Here is a 16,744-nt window from a genome sequence, read left to right on the forward strand (position 1 = left end):
CGCGACGGCGCTTGGCGTCTCCTTGGCCCGCCGCGCCAAGGAACCTCCAAGCCGCGCTCACGCAAGCTGGCGTGCCAGGTCCGCGACCCCTCGCATGCCCAGCGCATCGGCGTCCGCGGCCAGATCCCGTGCCGCCGCCTGGCGCTGGGGCCCGGGCGCGCTCAGTTCGCAGCGCAGCAGCCGGCACCGCAGCAGGCTGGGCGCCCCCTGCGTCCGCGCCGCGATGTCCTCCGCGGCGGCGAGATCGGCCAGCGCGCCATTGCGATCGCCCAGCAGGGCATGCAACCGCGCCGTCGCCAACGCGACGGGCCCGACCACCCCGACCTGACCGATCTCGGAAATGCGGTCGGCGAACGGGACAAGCCGCTCCAACAGCGCAGGCGCGAACTCCGCGAGGCCGTAGTCACACGCCAGGTGAGCCAGCAGCGTTGCGTGCCCGAGGGTGGTCCACACGTGCGCCCGGTACGGTGCGGCCTGCCACTCCTGCAACCGCATCAGCGCCTGCGCCCGTGCCTCGTCCCCGCTCCCGACGGTCAGGAGCGCGGTGTGCACCAGGCCGACCATCCCCTGTCCCCCACTCTCGACGTCGGCGCGCAGCCCGGGCCAGTCGGGTGCGACGGGGCGGCCCTTCTCCCGGATCAGGGTCACCGCGGCCACCAAACCACTTCCCGCTTCGTACAATTCGGTCTGCTCGTGCACATCCGCTGCGATGCGGTGATGGCGCTCGGCTTCCGCGAAATCTCCCCGCCACACCGCGAGCACCGCCTCCATCCACCGCAGCTGCGCCCGCAGTACCGGGAGCCGCAGCTCCTCGCTTCCTGAGATACCCTCCCGCAGATGTCGTTCCGTCAGGTCGATGTCGGTCAGGTTCATCGCGGCCATCGTGGCCACCGAGTGTGCGATGACGCTGTCCTCCCGAGACCTGCTGTGGCCCAGACCGTTCAGCTCCGCCGCCCACTCCAGCGTCTGACGGCTGTAGACCGCCACTCCGGAATAGGTGATCAACCGCCCCATCAACACATCGGCCACGACGTCGCGATCACCGGTGGCGTCGGCCAATTGCGCGGCCCGCTCGAGATGCCCGGCGGACACCCCGGCGTCGGAGTGGTAGCAGTGTCCGACGGCCAGCGCGGCCAGCACTCGCGCCCCGGCGGCCGGGTCGGCTTCGGCCATCACCGCGGCCCGCTCCAGCAGTGAGAGCAGCGCCCCCGTGTCGTGACCCGGCGCCAACCAGGGCCACCCCCCACTGGCCCGCAGCAGCGCGCTGGCCAGCCGCCCGGCGGTCGCGGCACGCCCGCTGCGGACGGCGGCGCCGAGCTGTTCTGTCACGGTGTCCAGGACCAGCCGTCCGCGCCCGGCGCGCGAATGTGCCTCCAGCATCGACACGGTCAGCGCGTCGCGGTCCTCTTCTGACCGCGACGCCGCGGGCAACCGGTCGTAGGCATCCAGCGCGGCCTGCCACCACCGCGCCGCGATGTCCGAACTCCACCGGGCCGTGGCGTCTTCGGCGGCCAGCCGGCACGCCTGCACCACCGCATCCGCCTCGATGAGCGGCTGGGCGGCGATGAGGTGCTGGGCACGCCGGGTCAACGCGTCCTCGGCGGTGCTGCCGTCGAGCACCTCGGCGATCTTGGCGTGCAGGCGTTGCCGGCGGGGTGCGGGCATCCCGGCGATGAGGTGTTCGCGCAGCAGCCCGTGGGCGAAGGCGTACCCGTCGCCGGTGTGCGCGGAGACGACGATGCGCTCGTCGGCGGCGGCGTCGAGATAGTCGGCCAGCGTGTCGACGTCCATCCCGGTGGCACGGGCCAGCACGGGCACGGCGTCGGAATCGAGTGTGTCCCCGATGATCGCGGCGGTGCGCAGCACCTGGACCGCCGCCGGGTCGAGTCCGACCAGCCGCCGGTCCAGCACCGATTTCACCGCGACCGGGATCTCACTACCCACCCGGTCGGTGCGGGGCAGCCGGGCATACTCGGAGACGAAGAACGGGTTACCGCCCGTCCGGTCGGCCAACACCGCCGCCTCCGCATCGGTGACCGGGTCGTCGGCCACCTGATTCGCCAGCGCCGCAACATCATCGGTGGACAGGGCGGGGACGGCCACGTGCCGGTTGCGGTCGCCCCGGGCCACGGTGGTCACCAGCCGGCAGACCTCCGTGCTGTGGTCGCCGTCGCGAACGGTCAGGATCATCACGACCGGGCGGTCTCGCAGCGCACCCGCGATATACGCCAGGCACGCCGCCGAGGTGGTGTCCGCCCACTGCACGTCGTCGATGACGACCGCCAGGGTGCACGGCGCCGACTCCAAAAGAGTCTGTATGCGTTCGTAGACATGGAATCTCGCGATGTCCGGATCGGCGTCGGGCGGCACCTCGAGCACATCGTCGGGGTCGGCCCCCAGCGCGCGCACCAACTGCCGCATCGGCCACCAGGGCGGTGTCGCCCGCTCGTCAGGGCAACTCACCCACACCATCTCGCCGCCGTCGGCGACCACGCGCGCCGCGATCTCCTCGGCGAGCCGGGTCTTACCGATGCCCGCAGGCCCCGACAACACCAGCCACCGCGCTGAGCCGTCCGCGACGTCCGCCAGAACACCTGCTGCCGTGGACAATTCGCGACCCCGGCCGATCAGCGCGCCGCGCCGCGGTCCCGCCGGCGCCGCCTCCTGCTCGACCGCGGACGTGGCAGGGGTGACCACCTCACCGGCGCCGGTCCACTCCGGGGACCGCGGCCACGCCGCCAGCTCCGGGGCCTGCCGCAGGATCGCGGTCTGCAGCTCGCGGAGCTCCCGTCCCGGCTGCACCGCGAGCTCGTCGTCGAGGAGCGTGGCGTGCCGGGTGTAGACGTCGAGCGCATCGGTGACACGGCCGGCCCGGTACAGCGTGAGCATGTGCAGCCAGCAGCCGCGGTCCGCCAGCGGTGCGGCAGAGCGCACCTCGGCCACCGCGGCCAGTGCCTGGGGAACGCGACCCAGCGCCAACAGCGCGGTGATCCGCGCGTCCAGGCAATCGGTGCGCAGTTGCTCGGCCCTGGTCGCTTCGTCGGCGGCCCACGGCTCGTCGGGCAGGTCGGCCAGCAGCGGTCCGCGCCACAATCCCAGCGCCTCGTCGGCGCACGCCAGCGCTACGTTCCACGCTCCGCCCTCGACCGCGGCCGCCGCCTTCGCACAGCAGCCGGCGAACACCTCGAGGTCGAGCTGACCCGGTTCGACGTCCAGGTAGTACCCGGGGGGTTGCCGCACGATCGGCGACGCCACCTGCGACTGATTCCCGTCGCGCAGGGCCCGGCGCAGGTTCGAGATGTAGGCCTGCAGACTGGCCGTCGCGCTGCCCGGAGCGTCGTCACCCCAGACGGCGTCGATCAACCGGTCCACCGACACCACCCGCCCGGCCGCGAGCAGGAGCACGGCCAGCACGGCACGCTGCTTGGGCGGCCCGATGTCGACCGGGCGCTGGGCGTGCACTACCTGCAGCGGCCCCAGCAAGCGAAACTGCACCCGCCGAGCTTAAGGGCAGTTCCGCGTTCGCTCAGCGCGTCTGCGAGTACTTGTTCATCGCGTCGTCGAGCCGCTGCAACGCCTCACCGTACTGGGCGAAATCACCGTTGCGCTGTGCGTCCTGCAACCCGCCCATCGCCTCCTGGACCTCCTGCAGTGCCGCGGCTTTCGCCTCCGACAGCTGCTGGGGCCCCGACGGGCCGGACGGCACAGCGGCCGCGGGAGGCTGCGCCGGTACCTGGCCGGACTGGTTTGCCGGAGGCTGCGCCGCCGGAGTCTGCCCGTCGGCCGGGGGCCGCGCGGGCTGCTGACTGTCGGGCAGGTTGGTCGGCGCGGGGCCGGTGGCCGTCGCGTCGGCGCCAGGACCGAACAGATCGGTCAGCGCGTCCCGCACCGTCGGGCCGTAACCGACCTCGTCGTTGTAGAACATCGCCACCCGGATGAGGCGCGGGTACGTCGACGCCGCGTCACTGGTTCCCGGCGAGGCGTACACCGGTGCCACGTACAGCAGGCCGCCCGGGCCCACCGGCAGGGTCAACAGGTTGCCCCAGCGGATCCGGTTCTGGTTGTCCCGGCCGATCACACCGAGGTCCTGGCTCACCGCGGTATCGGTGCTGATCGCGTTGAACGCCAGCTTCGGACCGTTGACCTGACCGGGGATGGTCAGCACGGTGATCCGCCCGTAGGTCTCCGGATCCGAACTCGCGCTCATGTACGCGGCGAGGAAGTCACGCCGGAACCGGTTCATCGCACTGGTCAGCTGGAAGGCTGCCGAACTGTTGTTCTCCGCAAGGTCTTTGGCCACGATGTAGTACGGCGGCTGGAAGCTGCTGGCCGTCGGGTTCGGATCCAGCGGGACGTCCCAGAAGTCCGATGTCGAGAAGAACGTCACCGGATCGTCGACGTGGTACTTCGCCAGCAGCGCGCGCTGCACCTTGAACAGGTCTTCGGGGTAGCGCAGGTGCTCCTGCAGCTCCTGGGAGATCTCGCTCTTGGGCTTGATCGTGTCGGGGAAGACCTTCATCCACGCCTGCAGGACGGGGTCGCTCTCGTCCTGGGCGTAGAGCGTCACTGTGCCGTCATAGGCGTCGACGGTGGCCTTCACCGAGTTCCGGATGTAGGACACCTGCTTGTTGAGCGCCAGCCGGTTGACGGCCACCTCGTTAGAGTCCGCGGTCGCCGACGACAGCGACGTCAACTCCGAGTACGGGTAGTTGTCGAGCGTGGTGTACCCGTCGACGATCCACACGATCTTCTTGTTGACGATCGCCGGGTAGACCGTGGTGTCGGTGGTCAGCCACGGAGCGACGGCCTCCACGCGGTCGGCCGGATCCCGGTTGAACAGGATCTTGCTGTTCTCGCCGATGACGTTGGAGAACAGGAAGTTGCGCTCGGCGAACTTGGCGGCGAACAGGCTTCGGGTGAGCCAGTTCCCGATCGGCACACCACCGGATCCGGTGTAGGTGTAGTTGCGGGTCTCGACGTTGTTCTCGTAGTCGTACTCGCGCGGAGTGCCGTTCTCACCGACGATCGCGTAGTCCGACGCGGTGTTGGCGATGACCGGGCCGAAGTAGATCCGCGGCTGATCCAGCGGCGCCGGACCGGGCGAGGTGACGTTGCCGTTCGCCCCCACCACACTGGCGAGGAATTCCGGATAGCCGCCGTTTTGGTTGGGGTCACTGGCGATCCCGCGCACGGTGTTGGCCGGCGAGGCGATGAACCCGTTGCCGTGGGTGTAGACGGTGTGCCGGTTGATCCAGTCGCGCTGGTTGTCGATCAACCGGTCCGGGTTGAGCTCGCGGGCGGCGACCACGTAGTCACGCAGGTTCCCGCCGGCATCGCGGTAGCGGTCCATCGCCAACTGGTCGGGGAAGAAGTAGAAGTTCTTGCCCTGCTGGAACTGGGTGAAGGCCGGGCTGACGATGTTGGGATCGAGGACGCGGATGTTCGACGTGGTCGCGCGGTCGGCGGCGACCTGTTGTGCGGTCGCCGGCGTGTTGCCCGGATAGTCGCGATAGGTGACCGTCTGGTCGGTCAAGCCGTAGGCCTGCCGGGTCGCGCCGATACTTCGCGAGATGTACTCGCTTTCCTTCTGCGCGGCGTTGGGCTTGACGCTGAACTGCTCGACCACCAGCGGCCAGCCTGCACCGACCACCATCGACGACAGCAGCAGCAGGACCACGCCGATCGCCGGGATGCGCAAGTCCCGCAGCACGATCGCGGAGAACACCGCCACCGCGCAGATCACCGCGATCGCCAGCAGGATCAGCTTGGCCGGCAGCACGGCGTTGATGTCGGTGTAGCCGGCGCCGGTGAACGGTTTGCCGCCGCGGGTGTGGCTGAGCAACTCGTAGCGGTCCAGCCAGTAGGCGAACGCCTTGAGCAGGATCAGGGTGCCGACCAGCGTGACGAGCTGGATCCGCGCCGCGCGGGTCAGCGCGCCCGCCCGGCCGGACAGCCGGATGCCGCCGAACAGGTAGTGGCCCAGCAGGTTCGCGATGAACGCGAGGAACGTGGCGACGAACAGATAGCTCAGCACCAGCCGGTAGAACGGCAGCTCGAACGCGTAGAAGCCGAGGTCGAGGCCGAACTGCGGATCGGTGACGCCGAAGTCGCCACCGTGCAGGAACAGCTGGATCCGCACCCAGTAGCTCTGCGCGACGATGCCGGCCAGGATGCCGATGAACGCCGGGATGCCGAAGCCGAACAGGCGCAGCCGCGACATCACCGTCGTGCGGTAGCGGGCGATCGGATCGTTGGGGCCGACGGTCGGTACGAACACCGGTCGCGTCCGATACGCCAGCGCGAGGCCGGCGAAGACGATGGCGCCGATCACGATGGAGACGATCAGGAACACGCTGATGCGGGTGAACAGCACCGTGGTGAACACCGACCGGTAGCCCAGTTCGCCGAACCACATCCAGTTCACATACGTGTCGATGAACCGCGGTCCGATCAGCAGCAGCACCACCATGGTGAGGGCGACACCGATCAGGATCCGGCTTCGTCGGGTCAGCTTCGGCATCCTCGCCGCTGGCCGCATACCCACTTGATGTCTCCAGTTTCACTCACAGGAAAGGGGGACGTCGTCACCGACGTGCCCCAACTCTACGCATTGACCGGTTCGCGGTCGGTCAGCACCGTGGCGGTTCGCCACCAGCGGAAATCGTATTGAGCGCATCGATGGCTTCGGTGAGCGTGCCGACCTTCACCAACTCGAGTCCGTCCTGCGGGTCCGACTTCGCTTCGGCACAGTTGTCGGCGGGCACGAGGAACACGGTGGCGCCCGCATCCCGCGCGGCGAGCATCTTGTGGGTGATCCCGCCAATCGACCCGACCTCGCCCTCGCCGGTGATCGTGCCGGTGCCCGCGACGAACTTGCCGTCGTTGAGGTCACCGGAGGTGAGTTTGTCGATCACCGCGAGGCTGAACATGAGTCCCGCCGACGGCCCGCCGACATTGGCCAGGTTGAAGTCGATCTTGAACGACGCCCACGGTGCGTCGAGAACCCCGATCCCGAGATATCCGTAATCGCGATCGGGGTTGGTGCCGAGGGTGACGGTGGCGGTTCCGACCGGGTCGTCGTCGTCCTTGCGCCGAAAATCGATGACCAGCTCGTCACCGGGCTTGGTCGTCTTCAACAGCGCCTGGAACTCGTCGACGTTGGCGACCGGCTTGCCGTTGACCGCGTCGATCGCGTCGCCGTCCTTCAGCTTGCCCACCGACGGACCGGGATCGGTCACGCTCTCGACGGTGACCGCGCGCGGGTATTTCAGATACGACAGCGCCGCGTACTCGGCGTTGTCCTCAGAGTTGCGAAAATCGGCGGTGTTGGCCTCGTCGATCTCGTCCTTGCTCTTGTCGGGCGGATAGACGAGTTCGCGGGGCACCAGCTGTTCGCGGCCCGACATCCACAGGGTCATCGCCTGGGCCAGGGTCAGCCCGTCGCGCTGCGACACCGTCGTCATGTCCAGATGCCCGGACGTCGGCTTCACCTCGGTGCCCGTGATGTCCACGACCTCTTTTCCGTCGACCTCGCCGAGAGTGTCGAAGGTGGGTCCTGGACCCAGCGAGACGAACGGCACCGTCACCGCAGAGAGCAGCACGCCGAACGCCACGACGGGGACGAGCGCGATCAGCAGCGTCAGAATCCGCCTGTTCACGCCGCCCACAGTAAGGGAGCGCAGCCCCCGTTCACTGACAGCGTGACCCGGCCCACCGCATCACCCGGCGCCGGTGAGTACCGTTGACGGTATGGCTGACCTGCCCTTCGGCTTCTCCTCGAGTGACGACCCGGAGCGAGACAAACCCAAGAAGGACCCCGACGGGGGGTCCGGTCCGGGCGGTTCGCCGTCGGATCCGTTCGGCTCGATGTTCGGGCAGGGCGGAGCCGGATTCGACATGTCCGACCTGGGCCAGATCTTCACCAAACTCGGCGAGATGTTCAGCGGCGCAGGCAATGTCACGGCCGGCGGCGCACAGTCCGGGCCGGTGAACTATGACCTCGCCCGGCAGCTGGCGTCCAGTGCGATCGGGTTCGTGGCGCCGGTGCCCGAGCAGACGGCGTCGGCGGTGGCCGATGCGGTGCGGCTGGCCGAAACCTGGCTCGACGGCGTCACGCCGCTGCCCGCCGGCACCAGCCGCACGGTCGCCTGGACACCGACGGACTGGATCGACAACACACTCGACACCTGGAAGCGGCTGTGCGACCCGGTGGCCGAACAGATCTCGACGGTGTGGGCCTCGGCGCTGCCCGAGGAGGCCCGCGCGATGGCCGGGCCGCTGCTGGCCATGATGTCGCAGATGGGTGGCATGGCGTTCGGCTCCCAGCTCGGCCAGGCGCTCGGCAAGTTGTCCAAGGAAGTGCTGACGTCCACCGACATCGGGCTGCCACTCGGCCCCAAGGGTGTCGCGGCGCTGCTGCCCGAGGCGGTCGAGACGTTCTCCGAAGGGCTCGAGCAGCCGCGCAGTGAGGTCCTGACGTTCCTCGCCGCCCGCGAAGCGGCGCACCACCGGCTCTTCAGCCATGTGCCGTGGCTGTCGAGCCAGCTGCTGTCGGCGGTCGAGGCGTTCGCGCGCGGCATGAAGGTCGACATGAGCGGCATCGAAGACCTCGCCCAGGGCTTCAACCCGGCCGCGCTGGCCGACCCGTCGCAGATGGAACAACTGCTCAACCAGGGCATCTTCGAACCGAAGGCCACCCCGGAGCAGGTCGCGGCGCTCGAACGCCTGGAGACCCTGCTCGCCCTCATCGAAGGTTGGGTGCAGACCGTCGTCACCGCCGCGCTCGGCGACCGCATCCCCGGAACCGGCGCCCTGTCCGAGACGCTGCGCCGCCGGCGGGCCACCGGCGGGCCGGCCGAGCAGACCTTCGCCACCCTGGTCGGTCTCGAACTGCGGCCGCGCAAGATGCGCGAGGCCGCGGTGCTGTGGGAGCGGCTCACCGAGGCGGTCGGCGCCGATGCCCGCGACGGCGTGTGGCAGCACCCCGACCTGCTGCCGTCGTCGAGCGACCTCGACGAGCCGGCCGGATTCATCGACCGGATCGTCGGCGGCGACACCAGCGGTATGGACAGCGCGATCGAGGAGGCCTTCAGTGACCTTGAATCCGACCTCGACGCGGACCTCGACGCCAACCGCGAGCGTGGTGACAAGGACGGCCCCGAGGACGATCAGCGTTAGTTGTCCACAGGCCTGTGGATAACTGCGCGGTGACGCCCGCACGCCGTGGCAGAGTCCTTCCATGTCGCGCTACCTGCTCAACACCGCACTGCCCGTGCTGTTACGGCCGGACGGTGCGGTGCAGGTGGGCTGGGATCCGCGCCGCGCGATGCTCGTCCACCCGCCCGCCGGGCTGACCGCGACGGCGCTGGCCGAGCTGCTGCGGGGGCTGCAGGCCGGTATGACGATGCCCGACCTGTGCGCCGAGGCGGGCCGGTCCGGGACCGTCGACCCGGCGGATCTCGCCGAACTGGTGGCCGCGCTCGCCGGTGCCGGGGTGCTGACCGTCGGTCCGCCGCGCCGCAGCCGCACGCCGAGCGTCCGGATCCACGGCCGGGGACCGCTGTCTGACCTGCTGGTGGCGAGCCTGCGCTGTTCGGGCGCCCGCGTCGGGCACACCCGTGCGCCGAAAGCGCCGGCCCCGCCGGACGCCACCGACCTGGTGGTGTTGGCCGACTACCTGGTGACCGAACCGCGAGTGGTGCGTGACCTGCACACCGCGCGCCTGCCGCACCTGCCGGTCCGGATGCGCGACGGCGCCGGGCTGATCGGACCGCTGGTGTTCCCTGGCCGTACCAGCTGTTTGTCCTGCGCCGATCTGCACCGCAGCGACCGCGACGCGGCGTGGCCCGCTGTCGCGGCACAGCTGCGCGGCACCGTCGGCAGCGCCGACCGGGCAACCGTCTTGGCCACCGCCGCCGTCGCACTCGACCAGATCCACCGGGTGCTGCGCGCGGTCCGCGACACCGGTGACCCCGCGGCTGCAGCCGCACCCGACGCCACCGACACCACCTGGGAATTCGACGTCGCCACCCGCACCACCGTCGTGCGGCGCTGGTCGCGGCACCCCCGCTGCACCTGCTGAAAGCAGTTGTGGGATGTTGGATCCTGCCGGTCGCACGGCGTCGTGGATGATGGACTGGTGGCTGACATCAAACGCGGGCGCGCCGCCCGCAACGCGAAGCTGGCGAGCCTGCCGGTCGGCATGGCCGGGCGCGCGGCGCTGGGCTTCGGCAAACGGCTGACCGGCAAGTCCCGCGACGAGGTCAACGCCGAACTGATGGACAAGGCGGCGCAGCAACTCTTCACCGTGCTCGGTGAGCTCAAGGGCGGCGCGATGAAGGTCGGCCAGGCGCTGTCGGTGATGGAGGCCGCCATCCCGGAGCAGTACGGCAAGCCGTACCGGGAGGCGTTGACCAAACTGCAGCGCGAGGCGCCGCCACTGCCCGCCGCCAAGGTGCACCGGGTGCTCGACGCCCAGCTCGGCACCAAGTGGCGGGAGCGGTTCCAGTCATTCGACGACACGTCGATCGCGTCGGCCAGTATCGGCCAGGTACACAAGGCCGTGTGGGCCGACGGTCGCGAGGTGGCCGTCAAGATCCAGTACCCCGGTGCCGACGAGGCGTTGCGCGCTGACCTAAAGACGATGCAGCGCATGGTCAGTGTGCTCAAGCAACTCGCGCCCGGTGCCGATGTGCAGGGCGTCGTCGACGAACTCATCGAGCGCACCGAGATGGAGCTCGACTACCGGCTCGAGGCCGACAACCAGCGAGCCTTCGCCAAGGCCTACGAGGGCGACCCGAATTTCGTGGTGCCGAAGGTGGTCGCCAGCGCCCCGAAGGTCGTCATCCAGGAATGGATCGACGGAATCCCGCTGGCCCAGATCATCCGGGAAGGCACCCAGGAACAGCGCGACCTGATGGCCACCCGCCTGTTCGAGTTCTGCGACGACGCACCGACTCGGCTCGGAATGGTCCACGGCGACGCCCATCCCGGCAACTTCATGCTGATGTCCGGCGACCGGATGGGCGTCATCGACTTCGGCGCGGTGGCGCCGATGCCCGGTGGCTGGCCTGTCGAGCTCGGCCAGCTCCTGCGCTACGCGGTGGACAAGAATTACGACAAATTGCTGCCGACCATGGAGAAGGCCGGGTTCATCCAGAAGGGCCAGCAGGTGTCCACCCGCGAGATCGACGACATGCTCAAGCAGTACGTCGAACCTCTGGAGGTCCCGGTCTTCCACTACAGCCGTAAATGGTTGCAGAAGATGACGACGCTGGAGCTGGACAAGGCGGCCGGCCAGATCAAGACCGCCCGCCAGATGGACATCCCGCCCAAGCTCGCGATTCCGATGCGGGTGATCGCGTCGATCGTGGCGATCTCCTGTCAGCTCGATGCACATGTCGACACGCGACGCATCGCCGAGGAGATGGTGCCGGGATTCGCCGACCCCGACGCGGTGTAGCGCCGGGGCCGGACGAAAGTTACGCCGCGACAGACCCTTTCGCGTTCTTTCGCGGGCGTCCCCGCGGACGCTTGCGCGCGACGATGCTGCCCCGCTCGAAGATCTCCCCGCCCCAGACACCCCACGGCTCCTGGCGTTCCAGAGCCGCCGACAGGCACTCCCGGCGGATCGGGCAATCCGCGCACAGCACCTTGGCTCGTTCGAGATCGACGGGGCTCTCGGCGAACCACAGGTCGGGATCCCCGACATGGCACGGCAATTCCGGTAGCAACCTCTCGAGGCATGTCTCCACAGACATGAACTTCCTGCTTCCTGGTCGGTGTTTCCTCGGCCATCTGTCTTGGCTGGATCTGCGACCAGGTCTTCGGAAGGGTGAAACCCCTGAAAAGACTGTGGCCACGGATCCGGCGACTGCGGGTCCGTGGCCATTCGGCTTGGTGGGGGGCTTACCTAGATGGAGCCCCGCTCCACGGACGTGCGGGTCGCGGCGGTAGCGGCACGGCGCTTGCGCTGCGCGGGAATGGCGACAGCGCGCATCGCCGGAATATGAGCCGGAACGCCCGCCGGAGCCGCATAGGCGGTATGTGCCGCCCAAACGGACATCGGAGCGACGGCCCAGAGGGTGCGCGGCATGACGGCAACGGCTACGCCGGTGAACACGAAATTACTATCCATGGTCCGGGCACCCTCCTTTCTTCTCTCCGCCCAACGTGTGATCTTGAGGCTAGAGCCTAGCAGCCAAACCGCACAACCTATTTTCTACCAGCGGTTTTGGCGCGATTTTTGCGCTGCGTGGCAGTCTCAGCCGCGACCGTTGACCAACGCAAGGACATCGGCGCCGTACTGCTCCAACTTGCGGGCCCCGATTCCGGGGATGGCGACCAGCGCCGCCTCGTCGGTGGGCAGCGACTCGGCGATCGCGATCAGGGTGTTGTCGGTGAACACCACGAAGGCCGGGACGCCGAGTTCCTTGGACGTCCGCAGCCGCCATTCCTTGAGTGCGGCGAGCAGCTGTTCGTCGATGTCGGACGAACAGGTTTCGCACCGGCGCAACATGATCGACGCCGGCGTGGTCAGCGTCTCGTTGCACACCCGGCAGCGCGGTGTGGCCCCGCGGGCCCGACGCGGCTTGTTCGTGGACGCATCGCCCGTCGAATGCGGGGACACGCCGTTGAGGAACCGTGACGGCCGTCGGCCCTGACGGCCGCCGGGTGCGCGGGCGAGCGCCCAGCTCAACGTGAGATGCACTCGCGCCCTGGTGATTCCGACGTAGAGCAGCCGGCGCTCCTCCTCCACCGGCTCACTCTCGGGGCCGTGGGTCAGCGCGTGCGAGATCGGCAGCGTGCCGTCGGCCAGACCGACCAGGTAGACCGCATCCCACTCCAACCCCTTCGCCGCGTGCAACGACGCCAGCGTGACGCCCTGGACGACCGGTGGGTGACGCGCGTCGGCGCGCTGCCGCAGTTCGGTGACCAGACCGCGCAGGTCGAGGTCCGGACGCAGGGCGACCTCCTCGTCGACGAGTTCGGCCAGCGCGGTCAGCGCCTCCCAGCGTTCCCTGGCGCTGGTACCGGCCGGCGGCTCGGCGGTGAGCCCGAGCGGCTCGAGCACCGCGCGCACTACCGCGGCGACCTCGCCTTCGACGTCGCGTTCGGCCGCGCGCTGCAGAGCGACGAGCGCCTGGCGGATCTCCTGACGACTGAAGAAGCCCTCGCCGCCACGAACCTGGAACGCGATGCCGGCCTCGGTGAGCGCCTCTTCGTAGACCTCCGATTGCGCGTTGATGCGGTACAGCACGGCGATCTCGGCGGCCGGGGTGCCGGCCTCGAGCAGCCGGCGGATGTCCTTGGCGACGGCGGCGGCCTCGGCCACCTCGTCGGGATGTTCGGCAAAGGCCGGCGCCGGCCCGGGCGGGCGCTGGCCGACGAGATGCAACTTGCTGCCCGCCATGCGGCCGCGGGCGGCCGAGATCACTCGGTTGGCCAGCGACACCACCTGCGGCGTCGAGCGGTAGTCACGTTCCAGCCGGATCACCGCGGCATCGGGGAACCGGCGCGAGAAATCCAGGAGGTAGCGCGGCGTGGCCCCGGTGAACGAGTAGATGGTCTGGTTGGCGTCACCGACGACGGTCAGGTCGTCCCGCGGGCCGAGCCACGCGTCGAGCACCCGCTGCTGCAGGGGTGTGACGTCCTGGTACTCGTCGACGACGAAGCAGCGGTAGCGGTCACGGAACTCGGTGGCCACCGCGGCGTCGTTCTCGATCGCGGCCGCGGTGTGCAGGAGCAGGTCGTCGAAGTCGAGCAGTGCGGTGCCGTCGTGGCGGGCCTTGAGCGCTTCGTACCCGGCGTAGACGGCGGCCACCTTCGCCGCATCCATCGGGATGTCGCGGCCCACCTGCGCGACGGTGGCGGGGTAGGCCTCCGGGCTGATCAGCGAGGCTTTCGCCCACTCGATCTCGCCGGCGAGATCGCGGACGTCGTCGGTGCCCGCCTGCACCCGGGCCCGGTTGGCGGCCTGGGCGACCACGGAGAACTTGCTGTCGAGCAGCTGCCACGAGGTGTCACCGACGACGCGCGGCCAGAAGTACCGCAGCTGACGGCGGGCGGCGGCGTGGAACGTCATGGCCTGCACCGAACCCGTGCCGACGCCGCCGGCCTCCTGGTCGAGGGCACGCAACCGGGCCCGCATCTCCCCCGCGGCGCGCGAGGTGAACGTCACCGCCAGTACCTGGCTGGGCGCGACGTGGCCCGCCGCGACGAGGTGTGCGATGCGGCGGGTGATGGTGCGGGTCTTACCGGTGCCGGCACCGGCCAGCACACAGACCGGCCCCCGAGGCGCCAGGACGGCCTCGCGCTGTTCCTCGTCGAGGTCGGCAAGTAACCGTTCCCGTGACGAGGTGGGGACCTCGACTGGCATGCGACCCATCTTCGCAGGGCGCACCGACAAGCGCCCGGTCCGTGTCGGGCATGTCGCGGTCATCAGTTACGTTGAAAGCCTTATGAGTGCTGCTGACACCCTGACCATGTACACCACCACGTGGTGCGGCTACTGCGTCCGGCTCAAGAAGGCGCTGAAGGCAGAGGGCATCACGTGGACCGAGGTCGACATCGAACGCGACCCGGCCGCCGCGGACTTCGTGATGAAGGTCAACGGCGGTAACCAGACCGTGCCGACGGTGAAGTTTCCCGACGGTTCGGCGCTGACCAATCCGAGCATCAAGGACGTCAAGGCCAAGCTCGGCCGGTAGGTCAGTCCAACGCCGCCCAGGATTCGATGATCTCCCGTGCGATCGAGATCGATCCGGGCAGCAGTAGGCGCGACGACGACCCGCCTGCGGCGTTCCAATCCCCCTCGGCCAGCGCGGTACGGATCTCGGCGCGGGTGAACCACCCCGCCTCGGCGATCTCGCCGTCGTTGAATGCGAAGGGCTGCTCTGGATCGCCGACGGCGTGGAATCCGACCATCAGCGAGCGGGGAAACGGCCACGGCTGGCTGCCCAGGTACCGCACGTCGGTCACGGTCAGCCCGACCTCCTCGGCGATCTCACGCACCACGCAGGATTCGAAGGATTCGCCGGCCTCCACGAAGCCGGCGAGGATCGAGAACAGCCGCTCGGGCCACAGCGTCTGACGGGCGAGCACAGCCCGGTCGTGCCCGTCGTGCACCAAACAGATCACCGCGGGGTCGATGCGCGGGAACTCCTCGTGCCCGTCGAGCGGGTTCACCCGCGACCAGCCGGCCTTCACGGGTTTGGTCGGCGCACCGTCGACCGGGCTGAAGCGGGCGTGGTCGTGCCAGTTGAGCAGCGCGGTCGCGGTGGCGACCAGCTGCGCGCTGGTGTCGTCGAAGATCTGGCCGGCCCGCCGCAGGTCGAGCACCTGGGCGTCGCCACCGTCCTCGGGTGCCTCGAGCGCCGCCCGCACGCCCCACACGTGGCGGCCGTCGTGCAGCCGTCCCAGGAAGACGGCGTGCTCGGGCGGAGCATCGCCCAGCGCGCTCGCCCGACCCAGCACCACCTGTCCGCCGGCTATCAGCACCTGGTTGCGGCGGTCCACCCGCAACAGCAGCGCATCGGGCCACGCGGCGGTCGCCGCATCGATGTCGGTCCGGAGCGCATCGGCGCGGTCGGCGCCGACCCGTGACAGCAGCGGGATGTTGCGCAGCGCTTCGAACGCGCTCATCGGTCGGCGTCGGCGCTGCGGATGTAGAGCAGCCGATCGCCCAACTCCAGCGCGTCGACCTGAGGTGCGTCGACCCGGACCAGCCCGCCGTCACGCACGACGCCGAGCACGATGTCGTGCAGATGCCGCGGGGAGCCACCCACTTCCTTCGGGGTGACCTCGCGTTCGGCGATCGCGAAACCCGCGTCGGGGGTGAGCAGGTCTTCCATCATCTCGACCACGCTCGGCGTGGTCGTGGCGATACCCAGCAGGCGGCCGGCCGTCTCCGAGGAGACCACGGTCGAGTCGGCGCCGGACTGGCGCAGCAGATGCTGGTTCTCGGCCTCTCTCGCGGCGGCGATGATCTTCGCGTTGGGGGCCAGTTCGCGGGCGGTGAGGGTGACGAGCACCGCGCTGGCGTCGTTGTCGGTGGCGACGATGATCGACTTGGCGTGCTGTGCACTGGCCAGCCGCAGGATCTCGGCCTTCGTCGCGTCGCCGTGGACGGTGACCAGTCCGGCACTCCTCGCCCGCTCCAGGGCGGTCATGTTCTCGTCCACGACGACGATGTCGGCCGGGGCGACCTCGTCACCGACCATGGCGGCCACCGCCGTGCGGCCCTTGGTGCCGTAGCCGATGACGACGGTGTGGTTGCGCACTCTGCTCCTCCATCGCTGGATCTTCAACGCCTGGCGCGACTGGCTGGTCAAGGTCTCCACCGTCGTGCCGATCAGCACGATCAGGAACGCCACGCGCAACGGCGTGATCACCAGGACGTTGATCAGCCGGGCCGATTCGGTGACCGGCGTGATGTCGCCGTAGCCCGTGGTCGACAACGACACCGTCGCGTAGTACACGCAGTCCAGGAAGGACAACGGATCGCTCGTCTCCGGGGTGCTCTCGATGTCGCGATAGCCGTGCCGGTCGAGGTAGACGATGATCACCGCGGCGAACAGCGCGCCGGCCGCGTAGATGATGCGCCGGATGATGCGCTGCGTCGGGCTGATGAACGGTTCGGGGATACGCAGGATGTCGACCAGCCGCGCGTCGGGCTGACTCGTCAGATCCTGCTCGATGGCGGCGAGGCGTCGCCGCAGGCGTCCCTTAGCCACGAGGGTCGATC

12 protein-coding genes are annotated in these 16,744 nt (G+C 69.3%); 4 read left to right on the forward strand and 8 right to left on the reverse strand.

What is annotated here, in order from left to right:
• Positions 1-57: 57 nt before the first annotated feature.
• The 3 genes from I7X18_RS20640 to I7X18_RS20650 form a co-directional block, all read right to left on the reverse strand.
• Entirely contained in the window at positions 58-3,495 is a 3,438-nt protein-coding gene (locus I7X18_RS20640) for an ATP-binding protein (RefSeq protein ID WP_455429778.1), read from the reverse strand.
• 31 nt (positions 3,496-3,526) lie between these two features.
• Positions 3,527-6,544 (reverse strand): UPF0182 family protein, encoded by a 3,018-nt coding sequence (locus I7X18_RS20645; protein WP_193043861.1) that lies wholly within the window; start codon positions 6,542-6,544, stop codon positions 3,527-3,529.
• An 85-nt stretch (positions 6,545-6,629) separates the two neighbouring features.
• Positions 6,630-7,658 (reverse strand): YlbL family protein, encoded by a 1,029-nt coding sequence (locus I7X18_RS20650; protein ID WP_193043862.1) that lies wholly within the window; start codon positions 7,656-7,658, stop codon positions 6,630-6,632.
• A gap of 91 nt (positions 7,659-7,749) precedes the next feature.
• Between I7X18_RS20650 and I7X18_RS20655 the strand changes: the two genes are divergently transcribed.
• The 3 genes from I7X18_RS20655 to I7X18_RS20665 all read left to right on the forward strand — a co-directional run bounded on the left by I7X18_RS20655 (position 7,750) and on the right by I7X18_RS20665 (position 11,461).
• The gene (locus I7X18_RS20655) at positions 7,750-9,177 is read left to right on the forward strand and encodes a zinc-dependent metalloprotease (RefSeq protein WP_193043863.1); all 1,428 of its coding nucleotides are present in this window, start codon (positions 7,750-7,752) and stop codon (positions 9,175-9,177) included.
• A gap of 61 nt (positions 9,178-9,238) precedes the next feature.
• Complete coding sequence (locus I7X18_RS20660; protein WP_193043864.1) at positions 9,239-10,081, forward strand: bacteriocin biosynthesis cyclodehydratase domain-containing protein; 843 nt, start codon at positions 9,239-9,241, stop codon at positions 10,079-10,081.
• A gap of 42 nt (positions 10,082-10,123) precedes the next feature.
• Positions 10,124-11,461 carry a macrolide-binding ATPase MABP-1 gene (locus tag I7X18_RS20665; protein ID WP_193043865.1) on the forward strand — a complete coding sequence of 446 codons (1,338 nt, stop codon included), beginning with the start codon at positions 10,124-10,126 and terminating at the stop codon, positions 11,459-11,461.
• A gap of 19 nt (positions 11,462-11,480) precedes the next feature.
• Here the strand turns inward: I7X18_RS20665 and I7X18_RS20670 are convergent, their stop codons facing one another.
• The 3 genes from I7X18_RS20670 to I7X18_RS20680 form a co-directional block, all read right to left on the reverse strand.
• On the reverse strand, positions 11,481-11,759 hold the full coding sequence (locus tag I7X18_RS20670) for a WhiB family transcriptional regulator (RefSeq protein ID WP_193043866.1): 279 nt from the start codon (positions 11,757-11,759) through the stop codon (positions 11,481-11,483).
• A gap of 152 nt (positions 11,760-11,911) precedes the next feature.
• Positions 11,912-12,136 carry a hypothetical protein gene (locus I7X18_RS20675; RefSeq protein WP_193043867.1) on the reverse strand — a complete coding sequence of 75 codons (225 nt, stop codon included), beginning with the start codon at positions 12,134-12,136 and terminating at the stop codon, positions 11,912-11,914.
• A 126-nt stretch (positions 12,137-12,262) separates the two neighbouring features.
• Entirely contained in the window at positions 12,263-14,386 is a 2,124-nt protein-coding gene (locus I7X18_RS20680; protein ID WP_193043868.1) for an ATP-dependent DNA helicase UvrD2, read from the reverse strand.
• 73 nt (positions 14,387-14,459) lie between these two features.
• Here I7X18_RS20680 and I7X18_RS20685 point away from each other — a divergent pair, with 73 nt between their 5' ends.
• Positions 14,460-14,708 carry a mycoredoxin gene (locus tag I7X18_RS20685; RefSeq protein WP_193043869.1) on the forward strand — a complete coding sequence of 83 codons (249 nt, stop codon included), beginning with the start codon at positions 14,460-14,462 and terminating at the stop codon, positions 14,706-14,708.
• A 1-nt stretch (position 14,709) separates the two neighbouring features.
• Here I7X18_RS20685 and nudC read toward each other — a convergent pair whose 3' ends face one another.
• Together nudC and I7X18_RS20695 are read right to left on the reverse strand one after the other, a co-directional pair.
• Positions 14,710-15,642 carry an NAD(+) diphosphatase gene (gene nudC, locus I7X18_RS20690; RefSeq protein WP_193043870.1) on the reverse strand — a complete coding sequence of 311 codons (933 nt, stop codon included), beginning with the start codon at positions 15,640-15,642 and terminating at the stop codon, positions 14,710-14,712.
• Positions 15,639-16,733, reverse strand: coding sequence for a potassium channel family protein (locus I7X18_RS20695; RefSeq protein ID WP_193043871.1), 1,095 nt, complete (start codon positions 16,731-16,733; stop codon positions 15,639-15,641). Before I7X18_RS20695 ends, nudC begins: the two co-directional genes overlap by 4 nt.
• Between the last annotated feature and the right edge of the window lie 11 nt (positions 16,734-16,744).

The organism is Mycolicibacterium baixiangningiae (genome assembly GCF_016313185.1).
Lineage (GTDB): Bacteria > Actinomycetota > Actinomycetes > Mycobacteriales > Mycobacteriaceae > Mycobacterium > Mycobacterium baixiangningiae.